Here is a 14,805-nt window from a genome sequence, read left to right on the forward strand (position 1 = left end):
CGCCTGCGGTCCATCCGCGATGCAGCCGCCAAGGACGGTGTGGGCCGCAACACGGTGGTGGAGGCGTACAACCGCCTGGCCGCGCGCGGCTATGTGGAAGCGCGGCCCGGCTCGGGCTATTACGTGCGCAAGCCCAGCAGCGGCGTGCATGCCCAGGCCCCTGCGCCGCATGTGACCGAGGCGGTGGACGTGGTGTCGCTGCTGCGTGAGCAACTGGAGCAGCACTACGAAGTGCGCGTGGGCGATGGCCGCCCGCCCGCGTCGTGGATGGAGGGGTCCGAGCTGGGCAGCTCGCTGCGCCGCGCGCGCTCGCAAGGGCTGTCGGACATCGAGCATGGCTACGGCACGCCCTGGGGCTACCTGCCGCTGCGCGAGACCATCGCGCGCATGCTGGGCGAGCGCACCATCCCGGTCAATCCGCGTCAGGTTTTGCTGACCCAGGGCGCCAATCACGCGCTGGACCTCATCGTGCGGCACCTGCTGGACGCGGGCGATGAGGTGCTGGTGGATTCACCCGGCTACTACCCGCTGTTTGGCAAGCTCAAGCTCGCCAAGGTGGAGATGCTGGGCGTGCCCCGGTTGGCCGATGGCCCCGATCTGGAGGCGCTGCAGGCGCTGCTGGAAAAGCACCGGCCCAAGGTGTTCTTCACCCAGTCGCTGGCGCATAACCCGACGGGCGGCTCCATCAGCCTGCCCAAGGCGCACCGGCTGCTGCAGATGGCCGCTGCCCACGGGTTTCTGGTGGTGGAAGACGATCCGTTTGCCGACCTGCAGCCGCCCAACGCCCCGCGCCTGGCAGCGCTGGACCAGCTGGAGCGCGTGATCTACGTGAGCAGCTTTTCCAAAACGCTGTCGGCCGGTCTGCGCGTGGGCTACATCGCTGGGGCGGCGCACCGCATCAATGCGCTGTGTGACCTGAAGATGGTGACGGTGGTGTCCACGTCGGATTTTGTGGAGCGCGTGGTGCACCAGCTGATCTCTGCGGGCCAGTACCGGCGCCATCTGAGCCGTCTCAAGGCCCGGCTGGACGGTGCGTTAGGCCCTGCGCAAAAAGCATTGGCACGCCTGGGCCTTACCGTGCACCCCAGCCCACCGGGCGGCTATTACCTGTGGGTGGAGTTGCCGCATGGCATCACCGAACTGGGCCTGGCCCGCAGTGCGGCAGAGCGGGGCATTTTTCTGGCGCCGGGCAGCGTGTTCTTTCCGCAGCGGCAGGGCCAGCAGCAGCCTTTGCAGGCCATGCGGGTGAACGTGGCCTATGCCAACGATCCGCGGTTTTTGCGCTTTCTGCAGGGCGCGCTCAAGGCGGCGTCTTGAAGGCGCGCCGAACCCGGTTCACAGATCCGTGCGCAGCTTCCAGATTTCGGGGAACAGCACCACGTCCAGCATCTTGCGCAGGTAGCTCACGCCGCCCGTGCCGCCGGTACCGCGTTTGAAGCCGATCACGCGCTCCACCGTGGTCACGTGGCGGAATCGCCAGAGGCGGAAGGCGTCTTCCAGGTCGGTCAGCTCCTCGCCCAGCTGGTACAGGTCCCAGTGCTTGTCGGGGTTGCGGTACACGGTGAGCCAGGCCTGCTCCACCGCGTCGTTTTCCACATAGGGCTGCGTCCAGTCGCGCTCGGTGTGGCTGGCGGGCACGGGCAGGCCGCGCCGGGCCATCAGGCGCAGGGCCTCGTCGTACAGCGACGGCGCCTCGTACGCCGCCTGCACCTGGGCCAGCAGGTCAGCGCGGTGCTCGTGGGGCTTGAGCATGGCCCGGTTCTTGTTGCCCATCGAGAACTCGATGCAGCGGTACTGGTAACTCTGGAAGCCGCTGGACTGGCCCAGGTACGGGCGCATGGCGCTGTACTCGGGCGGCGTCATGGTGGCCAGCACGTCCCAGGCGTGCACCAGCTGCTCCATGATCTTGCTGACACGCGCCAGCATCTTGAACGCGGGCGGCAGCTCGTCGCGCGCAATGTGGCCGATGGCCGCGCGCAGCTCGTGCAGCATGAGCTTCATCCACAGCTCGCTGGTCTGGTGCTGCACGATGAACAGCATCTCATCGTGCGCGGGCGACAGCGGCTTTTGTGCGGTGAGGATGGCGTCGAGCTGCAGGTAGTCGCCATAGCTCATGCTTTGGCTGAAGTCGAGCTGGGCGCGCTCTTCGTGCACGATGGATTCGGGCAGGGCAGGCGCTGCCTTGTCGCCTGGGTTGGCGTCGGCCGGTGTGTTGGAGTGGGAAAAGGGGCACATGGTCAGGTCACTGCATGGGTCTGGTTGAACTCAGGCTTTCGCCACTCGCCGCTCTCCAGCACCTGGCGCAGGTGTTCCACGGCATTCCACACGTCTTCAAAGCCCAGGTACAGCGGCGTGAAGCCAAAGCGCAGGATGTCCTTATGGCGGCCCGTGCCGCCATCGCCCTTGCGGAAGTCACCGATCACACCGCGTGCAATCAGCGCCTGCACGATGGCATAGGCGCCGCTGCCCTGGCCGTTCACGCCCGCGCCTTCGTCGCGCGTCAGGCACACCTGCGAGCCACGCTGTGCATGGTCACGCGGCGTGGCCAGGCCCAGGCCGTGGCCAGCGCAGCGCTCTTCCACCAGCTGGATGAACAGGTCAGTCAGCGCCAGCGACTTGGTGCGCAGCGCGGCCATGCCGCCCAGGCTTTGTGCGGCGGTGAACACATCCAGCCCGCATTGCAGGGCCGACAAACTGATGATGGGCTGCGTGCCACACAGGTAGCGCGTGATGCCCGGCGCGGGCTGGTAGTCGGGCGTGAATGCGAAAGGTGCCGCATGGCCCCACCAGCCGGACAGCGGCTGCCAGAAGCGGCTGGCATGGCGCGGGTGCACCCACACAAAGGCCGGGGCGCCGGGGCCGCCGTTCAAATACTTGTAGCCGCAGCCAATCGAGAAATCCGCGCCTGCGCCGTTCAGATCGACCGGCACCGCGCCCGCGCTGTGCGCCAGGTCCCACACGCACAAAATGCCCTGGGCGTGCGCGGCGGCGGTGATGGCGGCCATGTCGTGCATGGCGCCAGTGCGGTAGTTCACGTGGGTGAGCATCAGCACGGCCACGTCGCTGGTCAGTGCTGCGGCAATCTCTTCCGGCTCCACGAGTACGAGGTCAAGGCCGCGCTCCTTGCACAGGCCTTCGGCAATGTAGAGGTCGGTGGGGAAGTTGCTGCGCTCGCTCACGATGCGCTTGCGCGCGGGGCTGTCTTCGCGCGCGATGTTGAGGGCCGCGCTCAGCACCTTGTAGAGGTTGATGGAGGTGCTGTCGGTGCACACCACTTCATCCTTGCCCGCACCGATCAGCGGGGCCAGCTGGTTGCCCAGGCGCTGGGGCAGGTCGAACCAGCTTGCGGTGTTCCACGATTGGATGAGGTCCGTGCCCCATTCGCGGGTAACCACATCGGCCACGCGCGCTGCAGCGGCCTTGGGGGCCACGCCCAGCGAATTGCCGTCCAGGTAGATCACGCCCGGGGGCAGGGCGAAGTGGCCGCGCAGCGGCGCGAGGGGGTCTTGCGCGTCGAGCGCGCGGCAGTCTTGCAAGGTAGTGGTCATGGTGTTCAGAGTGGTTTGCTTCTGTTTTGATAGCTGCTACCGCATGATGGAAGCGCGGTAGATGCCAAAAAAGCTTGATATTTTTTGGGCTACAGCGCCCGCAGCACTGCGCGCACGGGCGACGCGTCGGCCGTGGTCAGCTTGAGTGGCAGGGCGATGAGTTCGTAGTCGCCCTCGGGCACGGCATCGAGCACCAGGTTTTCGAGCACGCGCAGGCCCCGGCGGCGGATGACCTGGTGGCTGGGAAGCTGCTTGCTGTCGGCCGGATCGATGCTGGCGGTGTCGATGCCCACGAGCAGCACGCCCCGGTCGGCCAGACGTTCGATGGTTTCCGGTGCGTAGGCGGCCAGTTGGGCGTCCCAGCGGTCCACGGGCATGTGTTCATAGGTGCGCACCAGCACGCGCTGGGGCAGGGCGTCGGTCATGGCGTGGGCAATGTGCTCCCAGGTGATGAGCGGCCCGCGGCCGATGGCGTGGATCACGCGGCAGGGACCCAGGAAGGCATCGAGCGACACATCGCCAATGGTGGCGCCGTGCTCGTCGTAATGCAGGGGGGCGTCGGCATGCGCGCCCACGTGAGGCGACATCGTGATCGCGCTCACGTTCACCGGGCAGCCGGGGCCGATGGTGGCGCACCACTGCTGGCTGTAGGCCGTGTCGCCGGGGAACACGGGGCTGCCCGCATGCACGGGTGGCGAGATGTCCCAGAGCTGGCGGGCGTTGGAGGCAGAGGACGTTGGCATGGGACAAAGTTTGCATGTCCCCCAAAAACCGTGGTGTCGGTTATTTCCAACAGCCTGTAAAAATAGTTGAGGCCTAAACGATGTGGTTGCCCCGGGTCAGGCGTAGAGGCTTGCGCCCGCCTGCAGCACCGCCTGGGCGCGGCTTGCGCCGAGGGCTTCCACCACGGGCGCCCACACGCTGCGGTAGGCGGGCATGGCCGCGGTGTCGAATGCCGTGTGCGGCCAGTCCGAGCCCCATACCAGCCGCTCTGGCGCCAGCGCCGCCACGCGCCGGATGTGTTCGGTGAGCTGGGCATAGGGCGCTTGGTCGCCCAGCCGGTACCAGCCCGAGAGCTTGACCCAGGCGCCCGCATCGGCCAGGCGTTGCAATGCGCCCCAGGCCGGGTCACCAGCAGGCACTTGTGCGTGCAGGCCCGCCAGGTGGTCAAGCACGCAGGGCAGCCGCGTGCGCTGGTGCAGCTCGGCGATCTGCTCCAGCTGCTCTGGGCGGGCATACCACTGCACATGCCAGCGCAGCTCGCGCAGCGGGCCGGCGAGCGCCTGCAGCGCCTGATGCCCGTTGCCCACGGGTGAAACCAGGTTGAACCGCACGCCTCGCACCCCCAGCACGTGCATGGCCTCCAGGGACGAGGTCTGCACCGCGCCATCCAGCACCACCACCGCACGGTGGCGCCCGCCGCTGGCCTGCAGCGCGTTCAGCACCAGCTGGTTGTCGGTGCCGTAAACGCTGGGTTGCACCAGCACCAGATGGCCCACACCCAGGCGCTGCGCCTCGGCTTCGATGTGGTCGATGGGGTGGTGCGCGGGCTGGTAGTGGCCGCGCTGCGCAGGGGCGTGGCCATCGAAGATGTGTACGTGGGTGTCCCACCCGTCCAGCCGTGGGGCCGAAGCGGTGTGTGCGCTGGTTGCCGGTGTCGTCATCGCTCAGCCGGCCACGATCTTGCGCTCGCGGATCACCTTGGCCCACTGGGCCTGCTGCGCCTGGATGAACTTCCCAGCGCTGGCCTGTGTGGCATCGGCAAAGGCATCGCCGCCCAGTGCGCGAATGCGCCCCAGCACTTCCGGGTCGGCCAGGGCCTTGCGGATGGCCGCCACCAACAGCTTGCGCGTGTCCGCAGGCAGAGCCGCCGGCGCGAGCAGGGGGTTCCATTCGAGCACCTCGAAGTCCTTCACGCCCACTTCGGCCATGGTGGGCACGTTCGGCAGCGAGCGTGCGCGCAGCGTGCTGGTCACGGCCAGCGGACGCAGCTTGCCGGCCTGGATATGCCCCAGGGACGAGGCTACGTTGGCAAAGAACAGCGGCACCTGCCCGCCCATCACGTCGTTCATGGCCGGGCCGCCGCCCCGGTAAGGGATGTGCGACAGCTTCACGCCCGTGCGCTCTTCAAACAGCGCGCCGGCCAGGTGCTGGGCCGAGCCGTTGCCGGAAGACGCATACGCGACTGCATCGGGCTGCGCCTTGGCCTTGGCGATCACGTCCTGCACCGACTTGGCCTCGAAACCGGGGTGGCAGACCAGCACGTTCGGGAATGTAGCCAGCACCGCCAGGGGCACGAAGGCCGTATTGCTGTCGTAGGGCAGCTTGGGGTAGAGCGAGGGGTTCACCGCGAAGGACGACGCGTCCAGCAACAGCGAGGTGCCATCGGGTGTGGCACGCGCCACGGCGGCGGCCGCCAGCTGGCCGCTGGCGCCGGGTTTGTTTTCCACCACCACCGATTGGCCGAGCGCCTCGGACAGGCGGGGCGCCAGGATGCGGGCCATCAGGTCGGCGCCGCCACCGGCGGGGTAGGACACCACCAGCGTCACCGGGCGGCCGCCCGCAATGGCGGTGCTGGCACGCGCGGCCACCCACGGTGCGGCCAATGCGGTGCCGATGGCGGCCAGCGTAGTGCGGCGCGTGGGGTGAAGGGCTGCGAGGGAGGCCGCAGCGCGGGAGGACTTGGGGGTGGGGTTCATGGTGTCTCCTTGCAATGTGACGGCCGGTCAGGCTCAGGTGATCGTCACGGTGTAGTGAAAGGCGTGTGCGTCGCCGCGCGTGGTGCGCCATTCCACGCAGCGTCCAGCCAGGTCGTGGGCCGCGCGCTGCACGAGCACGCAAGGGTGGCCGGCGGCCAGCTCCAGATGGCCGGCCTGAGACGCGGTCAGCACGCCAAAGCCGATTTCGTCCACCGCGCGGTGCACGTGCACGCCGCAGCGGCGCGCGAACATGGGGTAGAGCAGGTCGTCCCACTCGGCCGTACTGCCTTCGGCGAGCGCGCCGAACAGGTCCAGCGGCAGCCAGATCTCTTCCAGCAGGCAAGGGCGTTCGGCCAGCAGACGCACGCGCAGCAGGCGCAGCACGGCCTCGCCCGTGGCCAGGCCCAGGCGCCGCGCAGCGCCTGCTGGCGCCGCCACGCGCTGGCGCGACACGATGCGCGAACGCGGCACTTCGGTGCTGCCGGTGTCAAACCGGAAGAAGCGCAGCATGGACGCGCCCGAGATGCCCTGCCGGACGAACGTGCCCCGGCCCTGCAACCGCTCCACCAAGCCATCGGCCACCAGCAGCTCCAGCGCACGCCGCATGGTGCCCAGCGCCACCTGGTGCTCACTGGCCAGCAGGCTCTCGGCTGGCAGCGCCGTGCCGGGGGGCCATTCGCCCGACACCACGCGGGCGCGAAGCGCGGCGGCCAACGTGGCGTAGCGGCTGACGCCGGGGGAGGCATCCAGGGGAACGAGGACGGATTTGTTCTGCATGTCTAGAACTCTAGTCCTCTAGAGGACATTGCGCAAGCAGATTTTCTAGCAGCAGGAGCGGGTGCGCGAAGACCGCCGCGATCTTGCCCAGGCGGGGCACAGGGAATAGGGGGGCGGCCGCGTTCGGTGGAAGCGGGGTCAGTTCAGTCGGTGGGACCGTCGCCCAGCGGGGGCAGGCCGTGCCGCCCGCGAGCCTTGTTGCAGGCATAGTCGCCCGCCTTGAACTCGCGGCAGGGCGAGGGGCGCCACTCGTAGATGTCGCAAGACACCTTCTCGCCGACCCCGCCGGTGAGCGCCGCGCAGCGCACGGGTACGTGGTCGGTGCCGCGCATGCGGCAGGTGCTGCCGTTCACCTCCACCGCCAGGCCCCCCGGCACGGTGCCGCCCATCTCCTGGATCTCGTACACGGCGAAGTCCACGCGGAAGCTGGCGCAGCACGCGCCACAGCTCAGGCAGGGGTGGGCAGAGTCGGTCATGCGAAAAGAAACGCGTTGGACAACAGGGCCGAGGGCCGGCCGCGGTCTGGCCGGGGGGAATGCTAGCGGTGTGCCAAAGGCCCCATTTGCCCGTTGCAAGAGCCTGCAAAACCTCGGCTCAGCCCGGCGCGTTTACCGTGGACAGCCCGCCATCCACCGCCAGCTCAATGCCGGTGCAAAACGTCGCGTCGAAGCCCAGAAACAGGGCCGCGCTCGCGATTTCGTCCATGGTGCCGTGGCGCTGCATGGGCGTGATGGCGTCGCCCAGGGCCGAGATCTCGGCGCGCGCGGCGGGTGTGAGGTCGGGCAGTCCCAGGCTGGGCGTGTCGATAAAGCCCGGCGCGATGGCATTGACCCGGATGCGCCGCGCCAGCAGCTCGGCCGCAAAAGAGCGCACGAAGGAGCTCACTGCCCCCTTGCTGCCCATGTAAACCGACATGCCGGGCGTGGCAGTGGCCGGGGTCACCGTGGTCATGGTGATCGAACCCCCGTCGCGCACGCAGGGCGCCAGCTTTTTCATCGCGAAGTAGGCGCCGCGGGTGTTGATGGCGAAGTGGCGGTCGAAGCTGGCCTCCGTCACCTCGTCAATCGGCTCGAAAGCGGCGATGGCTGCGAACACGAACACCGCGTCGAGCGCGCCGAAGGCCTCGCGCACGGTGGCGACCAGCTGGTCCAGGTCGGCCAGGCTGGCCACGTCTGCCTGCTGCACCAGCGCGCGTTCGCCCAGGCGCGAGCGCGCGGCCTGCACGTTGGCCGGGTTGCGGCCTGTCACGAGCACGCGCGCGCCCTGGTCCACCAGGGCCTGGGCCGTGGCCCAGCCCATGCCGTGGGTGCCGCCGATGACGGCGACGTTCTTTCCTGCAAATCGATAGGTCATTGGGGTTCCTTCGTCCATGAATGCGGCGCAGCGGGCTTGCTGTGCCAGGCCGCAGCCAGCATGGCTGGCTGGTTCGCATCATTTAGAATAAATTCATATAAATCAATTACTTACGAGAAAGTAAGTGCCCCAATGCGCGACGTTAATGACTCCTTGCCGCCCGCCGCTCCGGCCGACGAATGCGGCTTTGCGCACGCCATCGGGGTCATCAAGGGCAAGTGGAAGCCCACCATCATCTGGGAGCTGCACGCGCAGCCCATCCGCTTTGGTGAACTGCGCCGCCGGCTTGGCGGCATCAGCGAGAAGATGCTGTTCGAGCAGCTGCGCCAGCTGGAGGCCGACGGCATCGTGCACCGCCAGGCGTTTGAAGAAGAGTCCACGCTGCGGGTGGAGTACTCGCTGACCGAAGCGGGTGCCGCGCTCAACGACGCAGCGCACCGGCTGGCCGAATGGGGTGAGCGGCACCGCCAGCGCCCCGCCGCAGCGTCATAGGTGCTTTTCTAAATGCTACCAAATTGATAGCTGATGGCGCTTTTGGGATAAGCGCTAGAGGGCATTTTGATTAAGATCGTAAACACGTTCTAAGAGCTTGGGGCGTTGGGGATGCTGATGAAAAAGCCCACACCCCGGCCGCCCAGCCCCGCGCCCACGTGCACCTGCCCGCCCATGCGCAGCACGGCCTGCCGCACGATGGCCAGGCCCAGGCCCGAGCCGTTGGCAGCGTGGCCCAGGCCCCGGTAGAAGCGCTCGAACACCCGCGCGTGCTCGCTGGCCGCAATGCCCGGGCCATCGTCTTGCACCGCCAGGTGCAGCATCGCGCCATCGCACCGCAGCACGACGGCCACGTTGCCGCCGGGGGGCGTGTAGCGCACCGCGTTGTCGATGAGGTTGTGCGCGATGGACTCCAGCGCGGGCAGGTCCAGGCGCGCGGGCAGGCTGTCGGGCGCGTCCAGCGACAGCTCGATCTGCCGTGCCAGCGCCCCGGGCACGGCCTGGGCCAGCACGCCCCGCAGCCACTGCGCCACATCCAGCTCGCGCGGCGCGGGGCGCTGGGCATCGTCCAGCGCGGCCAGGTCCAGCAGCTGCTGGGCCAGGTGCGAGGTGCGGGCGATGGCCTGTTCCAGGTGGGCCTGGGCCTGCGTGCGCTCGGCCTCGCTCTGCGAGCGCGCCATCACATGCGCCTGGGCATTGATGACGGCCAGTGGCGTGCGGATCTCGTGCGCGGCGTCCTGCACAAAGGCGCGCTCGCGCTCCACCTTCTGGCGCAGCTGGGCGAAGAGGTGGTCCAGCGACTGCTCCAGCGGTTTCAGCTCACGGTGGCGGGCGTTGAAGCCCACGGGCTGCAGGTCGTCCTTGTCCCGCTGCGCGATCAGGTTCGCGAGCTGCTGCAGTGGGCTCAGCCCGTTGCGCACCGACAGCCACACGGGTAGCAGCACAAAGGGGGCGGCCAGCAGCAGGTAGGGGAGCAGATAGCGGCCGTTGTAGCGCAGGTAGTCGGCGTCCGGGCGCTTGTTTTCGACAATGCGCAGCGTCCAGCGGTCATTGCTGCCAGCGTAGATGCGGTAGGGCCGTCCCTGCACGACCGGCTCCGAGATGGCCGAGCCCGCCTGAGGGGGCGGCAGTGGAATGCCCAGCTCCTGCAGCCCCGGCGGGGCATAGACGACCTGTCCGGACACACTGTCGCGCAGCTCATGCATCGCGGCGCCCGGCAGCAGGCCGATCTGGCGGCGGCGGATGTTGGTCCAGTGGTTGGTGGAAGCCACCGCTGCCGCGGCCTGCGCCGGGTCGGTGATCGGCGTGAGCGATTCGAGCAGAGCATCGCCGTACTTCAGCAAGCCGGGGTCGTTGGTGATGGTGTGCTTGTAGTTGATGAAGTTGTAGCCGAGCAGCACCGCCCATACCAGGACAAACGCCACGGTGACCGAGGCCACGCTGCGGCGGACCAGCGTGGGCTCGGCCAGCCGTCGCCAGGCCGCACGCAGCCGCGCTGCGGGACGGGCGGTGGCCGAGCGGGTGGATGCGGTGGTCATGCCTGCAGCAGATAGCCCACGCCGCGCACCGTGCGGATCAGCTCCGCCCCGATCTTGCGCCGCAGGTTGGAGACATGCACTTCGATGGCGGCAAAGTCCATCGGCTCGCCCAGCGGGTCCAGCCGCTGCGACAACAGGCTCTTGGACACCACCACACCGGGCTCGCGCGCCAGTTCCAGCAGCAGCTGGAACTCGCGTGGCGACAGGTCCAGCGGTACACCGCCGCGCTGCACCGCGTGCCGCCGCGGCTCCACCACCAGCTCGCCCAGCACCCAGCGCTCGCTCGCCTGCCGGGCGCTGCGGCGCAGCACCGCGCGGATGCGCGACATGAGCTCGGCGGTGGCAAAGGGCTTGATCACGAAGTCGTCCGCGCCGCCATCGAGCCCGGCCAGCCGGTCCTCCACGGCCGAGCGGGCGGTGATCACGATGATGGGCACCTGCTCGCCCAGCGCCCGCCAGCGCGCCAGCAGGTCAAAGCCGCTGCCGTCGGGCAAGGTCAGGTCCAGCAGCACGCAGTCGATGGTGCGCGCATCCACGGTGGCGGGCGCGTCCACGGCGCGGCGCAGCCACTCGCTGGTCAGGCCTTCCACCTTCAGCGCGGACTGCAGCGCGCGGCCCAGGTCCAGGTCGTCTTCGATGAGCAGGATGTGCATGGGGTGGGATTGTGGCGGGAGCGATGGCGTTGCGCGGGGTGCGCAGGCGGCGCCTTTGGCTGGCCTTAAGGCGGGGCTTTGCACAATGCCGTGTCCAACGTTCCTGTACCGGGGAGAGGGTGTATGGCATATCCGAAGAACACGAAGAACATGGCGTGCGCCTGGCGGCGCTGGTGGAGTGGCGCAGCGCTGGCTGCCATGGCGGCCTTGGCCGGGTGCGCCACCGGGCCCTCGCACCCCTCGCTGGCGGGGGCGCAACTGCCAGACCTTATACCGGTGCGCGATTTCGTCGCCAGCCGGCAGTCCACAGGTGGCTACCGCGTCTCCCCGGATGGAAAGCGGATCGCCTGGTTCGGCACCGACGGCGTCGTGCCGGCGATCTGGGTCCAGTCCATTGATGGCGCTGACGCCAAGGCGTTCCGCATCCGCGCCCGCAGCATCCGATTCAGTGCTGACAGCCGCTGGCTTGGCATCACCGCCGACCCTACGGGTGACGAGAACACCCGCCTCTATGTCGGGCCGGTGGAAGGCCCGGGCACGGATCTGCGCGAGCTGATGCCGGCGCCGCGTTCGGTGGCGCACTTCGTGGAAACGGTCGAGGGCTCGGCCGACTTCATCGCCACTTCCAACCAGCGCGACAAGAAGGTGTTCGACCTGTACCGGGTGAATGCCGCAGGCGGCGCGCCCGTGCTGCTGGCCACCAACCCGGGCAACGTGACCTGGTGGGGCGTGGACCCTGGCGGCCAGTTGCGGGCGCGGGCGCAAGTGCTTGGCGACCAGACCCTGCTGGAGCGGTCGGGCGCGGAGCCGGGCAGCTGGATTCCCGTACTGAAACGCAGCCGCTGGGACACACTGAACATCTTTGGCCTGCATGACGAGGGGCGCAAGGCCTGGGCCTTGTCGAACCGAGGGCGCGACAAGCTGGCGCTGGTGCGGCTGGACCTGCTCACCGGGACGGAGGAAGAGCGGTTTTCGTCGCCCGATGTGGACCTGGACAGCGTCACGCTGAGCCGCCGCACCCGCGAGCCACTGGTCGCCCACTTCATGCCGGGCTACCCGGCGCGCGAAGTGTTCGACCCTGCGTTGGCCGCGCGGCTGTCCGTGCTGGCTGCCGGCCAGCCCGCAGAGGTGTCTGTGACCAGCCTTGACCGCACCGACAGCGTGTTGACGGTAGCCGTCGCCACAGACCGGGGCACCCGCCACTATCTGCTGCGTGAAGGACGGGAGCCTCGCTTTCTGGGTGAGAACCGCCTGAGCCTGATTGCAAAGAACCTGGCAACCAGCCGCCCCATTGCCTATGTGGCACGCGATGGCCTGACCGTGCATGGCTACCTGACCCTGCCGCAGGGCGCGGCGCCACAGCGGCTGCCGATGGTGCTGCTGGTGCATGGGGGGCCCTGGGCGCGCGACCGGTGGGGCGACGGTGCGACGAGCCGTGCCATGCAGCAGTTCCTGGCCAACCGCGGCTATGCAGTGCTCCAGGTCAACTACCGGGGCTCCAGCGGCTATGGCCGCGCCCACATGGAAAAGGCCATGGGCGAATTCGCGGGCCGCATGCACGACGACCTGGTGGACGGCGTGCGCTGGGCCGTGGAACAAGGCGTGGCGGACCCGCAGCGCGTGGCGATCCACGGCGCCAGCTACGGTGGCTATTCGGCCCTGGTGGGGGCCACCTTCACGCCCGAGGTGTTTGCGTGTGCCATCGATGTGGTCGGCGTGACCGACATCGCACGCCTGCTGGAGGCAGCGCCGCCTTATTGGGAACTGGGGCTGCCCTGGTGGCATCGCTATGTGGGCAACCCCGCCGTGCCAGAGGACCGCGCCCGAATGAACGCGAAGTCCCCCCTGTACCGGGCCGAGCATGCACAAAAGCCCATCCTCATCATGCACGGCGTGAACGACCCGCGCGTCAAGCTGGAGCAGTCCGAGTGGATGGTCGCCGCGCTGCGCAAGGCGGGCAAGGAGGTGGAGTACGTCACCTTCACCGGCGATGGGCATGGCAACCAGAAATGGAGCAACAACCTCGCCATGTACCGCAAGACCGAGGACTTTCTGGCCAAGTGCCTGGGTGGGCGCACGAGCGGGTTCGATTACTACCAGCTGGGCGCGTGGGCGTTCTGACGATGTCGCGCTGGAGGCATGTGCTGTGGCTGTGGGCCGTGGTCTGCGCTGGTGCCGCCTTGGCCCAGGCCGGGCCGATGGCTCCGGCTGATACCGTCTATACGCGGGCGCGTGTGGTGTCGGTACTGCAGGAGCCTGGGAGCGCCGGCAAGCTGTATGTGCGGCTGAAGTTGGTGCCCCAGTGGAAGTTGCCCTTCGCCACGCAGGCGTTCCGTGTGACGGACCGTGCCCTGTTGGATGGCATCCCCGAGGGCGCCTGGGTCAAATTCACGGCCCGGCGTGTGGAAGGTGAGAACACGCTCACCTCCATCCATGTGGTGGAGGCGTGCAAACGCTTTCAGCCCTGTGACTGAAACAGGGTGAGCGCTCAGGCGTAGAGTTTCCCGTTGTCCAGGGCCGTCAGGGCATGGTGGAGGTTGATGCGCGCCTGGGCCTCGTAGCGGTCGTGGAACCAGGGGGTTCCGTAAATGCGAGGTCGGTGCAGGAAGCCTTTGAGCACTGCGCTGCGCCCTGCCACGTAGCGCGGCCAGCGCACAAAGAAGTATTCGCGCCGCACGTTGCGCTCGAACTGGCGGAATACCGCGTCGCTCTGGCCCAGGATGGCCAGGTCGATGTCCACCACCCACAAGGCGTCGCCCATGAGCGGGCCGGGGGCATGGCGGGTATCCAGGATGTGCTGGTGCACGCGCAGAACCATGGGTTCGGGCAGGCCCTGGCTGCGCAGGAAGCGTGCAGCCCAGTCGGCACTGCGTTCTTCGTTGTGGCGGCCCCACGGCCAGTAGATGGCGTCGTGGTACCAGAGCGCGAGGGCCGCGGCATGGGGGTCTTGGAGCGCGCCGGGCTGCTGGTCCTGCACGGTCTGCAGGTGCCGCAGGCAGGCCCACAGGTGCGTGGTGTCGTGGTAGGCGCGGGGCCAGTGAGCCCAGCCCTGGATGAGCCTGCGGCCCTCGGCACGCCAGGCGGGAATGTCTCTACCCAGCGCCTGGCCCAGGGCGTGCCAGTGGGCAAGAAGTTCTGTGGCGTGGGCGGGCTGGCGTCGCCAGGGCATGGGGCTGGAAAAATCAGGTGACCTTGCCCAGGAGCAACTGCGCCAGCAGCGCCTTTTGCACGTGCGGGGTGTTTTGGCTTTGGCACACGGCCTGCGGCCGCTTCACGTCGGCTGTACGGACATGAGCCTGCGCCGAAACAGGCTGCTGGCGCTGGCGCGCCACCGCGCTGCATTTCATGCAACGCGGCCGAGCAAAAGGTACTCCATGAGTGCCTTTTGCACGTGCGGGGTTTTTTGGCTTTGGCACACGGCCTGCGGCCGCTTCACGTCCGCTGCGCGGACATGAGCCTGCGCCGAAACAGTATGCAGGCGCTGGTGCGCCACCGCGCTGCATTTCATGCAACGCGGCCGAGCAAAAGGTACTCCATGAGTGCCTTTTGCACGTGCATCCTGTTTTCTGCCTCGTCCCACACCACGGACTGCGGCCCGTCGATCACGTCGGCCTCGACCTCTTCGCCGCGGTGGGCGGGCAGGCAGTGCATGAACAGGGCGTCAGGCTGGGCGGCAGCCATCATTTCGGCGTCCACGCACCAGTCGGCAAAGGCTTTTTTGCGGGCCTCGTTTTCGGCCTCGTAG

16 protein-coding genes and 1 pseudogene are annotated in these 14,805 nt (G+C 68.2%); 4 read left to right on the forward strand and 13 right to left on the reverse strand.

Annotation, left to right across the window (positions count from 1 at the left end):
- On the forward strand, window positions 1–1,317 hold a 1,317-nt coding region (locus MRY84_RS08250), incomplete at its 5' end, for a PLP-dependent aminotransferase family protein (RefSeq protein ID WP_291505247.1).
- Window positions 1,318–1,335: 18 nt separating this feature from the next.
- Here MRY84_RS08250 and kynA read toward each other — a convergent pair.
- From kynA to MRY84_RS08290, 8 genes are all read right to left on the reverse strand, one after another.
- Window positions 1,336–2,235 (reverse strand): tryptophan 2,3-dioxygenase, encoded by a 900-nt coding sequence (gene kynA / locus MRY84_RS08255; protein WP_291505248.1) that lies wholly within the window; start codon window positions 2,233–2,235, stop codon window positions 1,336–1,338.
- 2 nt (window positions 2,236–2,237) lie between these two features.
- Complete coding sequence (gene kynU / locus MRY84_RS08260) at window positions 2,238–3,548, reverse strand: kynureninase (RefSeq protein WP_291505249.1); 1,311 nt, start codon at window positions 3,546–3,548, stop codon at window positions 2,238–2,240.
- An 89-nt stretch (window positions 3,549–3,637) separates the two neighbouring features.
- Window positions 3,638–4,291: an arylformamidase gene (gene kynB, locus MRY84_RS08265; RefSeq protein ID WP_291505250.1), complete on the reverse strand. Its 654-nt coding sequence runs from the start codon at window positions 4,289–4,291 to the stop codon at window positions 3,638–3,640.
- A 96-nt stretch (window positions 4,292–4,387) separates the two neighbouring features.
- Complete coding sequence (locus MRY84_RS08270; protein WP_291505251.1) at window positions 4,388–5,212, reverse strand: amidohydrolase family protein; 825 nt, start codon at window positions 5,210–5,212, stop codon at window positions 4,388–4,390.
- A gap of 3 nt (window positions 5,213–5,215) precedes the next feature.
- A complete protein-coding gene (locus tag MRY84_RS08275) occupies window positions 5,216–6,247 on the reverse strand; it encodes a tripartite tricarboxylate transporter substrate binding protein (RefSeq protein WP_291505252.1) in 1,032 nt (343 codons plus the stop codon).
- A gap of 33 nt (window positions 6,248–6,280) precedes the next feature.
- The gene (locus MRY84_RS08280; RefSeq protein ID WP_291505253.1) at window positions 6,281–7,024 is read right to left on the reverse strand and encodes a GntR family transcriptional regulator; all 744 of its coding nucleotides are present in this window, start codon (window positions 7,022–7,024) and stop codon (window positions 6,281–6,283) included.
- 143 nt (window positions 7,025–7,167) lie between these two features.
- A complete protein-coding gene (locus MRY84_RS08285) occupies window positions 7,168–7,500 on the reverse strand; it encodes a YkgJ family cysteine cluster protein (RefSeq protein ID WP_291505254.1) in 333 nt (110 codons plus the stop codon).
- Between the two features lie 118 nt (window positions 7,501–7,618).
- On the reverse strand, window positions 7,619–8,377 hold the full coding sequence (locus MRY84_RS08290) for an SDR family oxidoreductase (RefSeq protein ID WP_291505255.1): 759 nt from the start codon (window positions 8,375–8,377) through the stop codon (window positions 7,619–7,621).
- A gap of 132 nt (window positions 8,378–8,509) precedes the next feature.
- On the opposite strand from MRY84_RS08290, the gene MRY84_RS08295 reads away from it, so the two are divergent.
- Complete coding sequence (locus MRY84_RS08295) at window positions 8,510–8,869, forward strand: helix-turn-helix domain-containing protein (RefSeq protein WP_291505256.1); 360 nt, start codon at window positions 8,510–8,512, stop codon at window positions 8,867–8,869.
- Between the two features lie 89 nt (window positions 8,870–8,958).
- Here the strand turns inward: MRY84_RS08295 and MRY84_RS08300 are convergent, their stop codons facing one another.
- Window positions 8,959–10,407, reverse strand: a complete 1,449-nt coding sequence (locus MRY84_RS08300) for an ATP-binding protein (RefSeq protein WP_291505257.1) — start codon at window positions 10,405–10,407, stop codon at window positions 8,959–8,961.
- Window positions 10,404–11,060: a response regulator transcription factor gene (locus tag MRY84_RS08305; protein ID WP_291505258.1), complete on the reverse strand. Its 657-nt coding sequence runs from the start codon at window positions 11,058–11,060 to the stop codon at window positions 10,404–10,406. Before MRY84_RS08305 ends, MRY84_RS08300 begins: the two co-directional genes overlap by 4 nt.
- Before the next feature lie 123 nt (window positions 11,061–11,183).
- On the opposite strand from MRY84_RS08305, the gene MRY84_RS08310 reads away from it, so the two are divergent.
- Together MRY84_RS08310 and MRY84_RS08315 are read left to right on the forward strand one after the other, a co-directional pair.
- Window positions 11,184–13,181: a S9 family peptidase gene (locus tag MRY84_RS08310; RefSeq protein WP_291505259.1), complete on the forward strand. Its 1,998-nt coding sequence runs from the start codon at window positions 11,184–11,186 to the stop codon at window positions 13,179–13,181.
- The gene (locus tag MRY84_RS08315) at window positions 13,169–13,534 is read left to right on the forward strand and encodes a copper-binding protein (protein WP_291505260.1); all 366 of its coding nucleotides are present in this window, start codon (window positions 13,169–13,171) and stop codon (window positions 13,532–13,534) included. Before MRY84_RS08310 ends, MRY84_RS08315 begins: the two co-directional genes overlap by 13 nt.
- Before the next feature lie 14 nt (window positions 13,535–13,548).
- Here the strand turns inward: MRY84_RS08315 and MRY84_RS08320 are convergent, their stop codons facing one another.
- From MRY84_RS08320 to MRY84_RS08330, 3 genes and pseudogenes are all read right to left on the reverse strand, one after another.
- Window positions 13,549–14,229 carry a hypothetical protein gene (locus MRY84_RS08320; RefSeq protein ID WP_291505261.1) on the reverse strand — a complete coding sequence of 227 codons (681 nt, stop codon included), beginning with the start codon at window positions 14,227–14,229 and terminating at the stop codon, window positions 13,549–13,551.
- A 13-nt stretch (window positions 14,230–14,242) separates the two neighbouring features.
- Window positions 14,243–14,407: a hypothetical protein gene (locus tag MRY84_RS08325; RefSeq protein WP_291505262.1), complete on the reverse strand. Its 165-nt coding sequence runs from the start codon at window positions 14,405–14,407 to the stop codon at window positions 14,243–14,245.
- Window positions 14,408–14,564: 157 nt separating this feature from the next.
- Window positions 14,565–14,805, reverse strand: a pseudogene (locus tag MRY84_RS08330) (ornithine carbamoyltransferase); the annotation flags it as partial.

This window comes from Acidovorax sp. (assembly GCF_022763525.1).
Classification (GTDB): Bacteria; Pseudomonadota; Gammaproteobacteria; order Burkholderiales; family Burkholderiaceae_C; genus Acidovorax.

Bases quoted from the DNA above. Each gene is read 5' to 3' on its own strand.
- kynA (WP_291505248.1), bottom strand. From the start codon at position 2,235: ATGTGCCCCTTTTCCCACTCCAACACACCGGCCGACGCCAACCCAGGC.
- kynU (WP_291505249.1), bottom strand. From the start codon at position 3,548: ATGACCACTACCTTGCAAGACTGCCGCGCGCTCGACGCGCAAGACCCC.
- kynB (WP_291505250.1), bottom strand. From the start codon at position 4,291: ATGCCAACGTCCTCTGCCTCCAACGCCCGCCAGCTCTGGGACATCTCG.
- MRY84_RS08270 (WP_291505251.1), bottom strand. From the start codon at position 5,212: ATGACGACACCGGCAACCAGCGCACACACCGCTTCGGCCCCACGGCTG.
- MRY84_RS08275 (WP_291505252.1), bottom strand. From the start codon at position 6,247: ATGAACCCCACCCCCAAGTCCTCCCGCGCTGCGGCCTCCCTCGCAGCC.
- MRY84_RS08280 (WP_291505253.1), bottom strand. From the start codon at position 7,024: ATGCAGAACAAATCCGTCCTCGTTCCCCTGGATGCCTCCCCCGGCGTC.
- MRY84_RS08285 (WP_291505254.1), bottom strand. From the start codon at position 7,500: ATGACCGACTCTGCCCACCCCTGCCTGAGCTGTGGCGCGTGCTGCGCC.
- MRY84_RS08290 (WP_291505255.1), bottom strand. From the start codon at position 8,377: ATGACCTATCGATTTGCAGGAAAGAACGTCGCCGTCATCGGCGGCACC.
- MRY84_RS08295 (WP_291505256.1), top strand. From the start codon at position 8,510: ATGCGCGACGTTAATGACTCCTTGCCGCCCGCCGCTCCGGCCGACGAA.
- MRY84_RS08300 (WP_291505257.1), bottom strand. From the start codon at position 10,407: ATGACCACCGCATCCACCCGCTCGGCCACCGCCCGTCCCGCAGCGCGG.
- MRY84_RS08305 (WP_291505258.1), bottom strand. From the start codon at position 11,060: ATGCACATCCTGCTCATCGAAGACGACCTGGACCTGGGCCGCGCGCTG.
- MRY84_RS08310 (WP_291505259.1), top strand. From the start codon at position 11,184: ATGGCATATCCGAAGAACACGAAGAACATGGCGTGCGCCTGGCGGCGC.
- MRY84_RS08320 (WP_291505261.1), bottom strand. From the start codon at position 14,229: ATGCCCTGGCGACGCCAGCCCGCCCACGCCACAGAACTTCTTGCCCAC.
- MRY84_RS08325 (WP_291505262.1), bottom strand. From the start codon at position 14,407: ATGAAATGCAGCGCGGTGGCGCGCCAGCGCCAGCAGCCTGTTTCGGCG.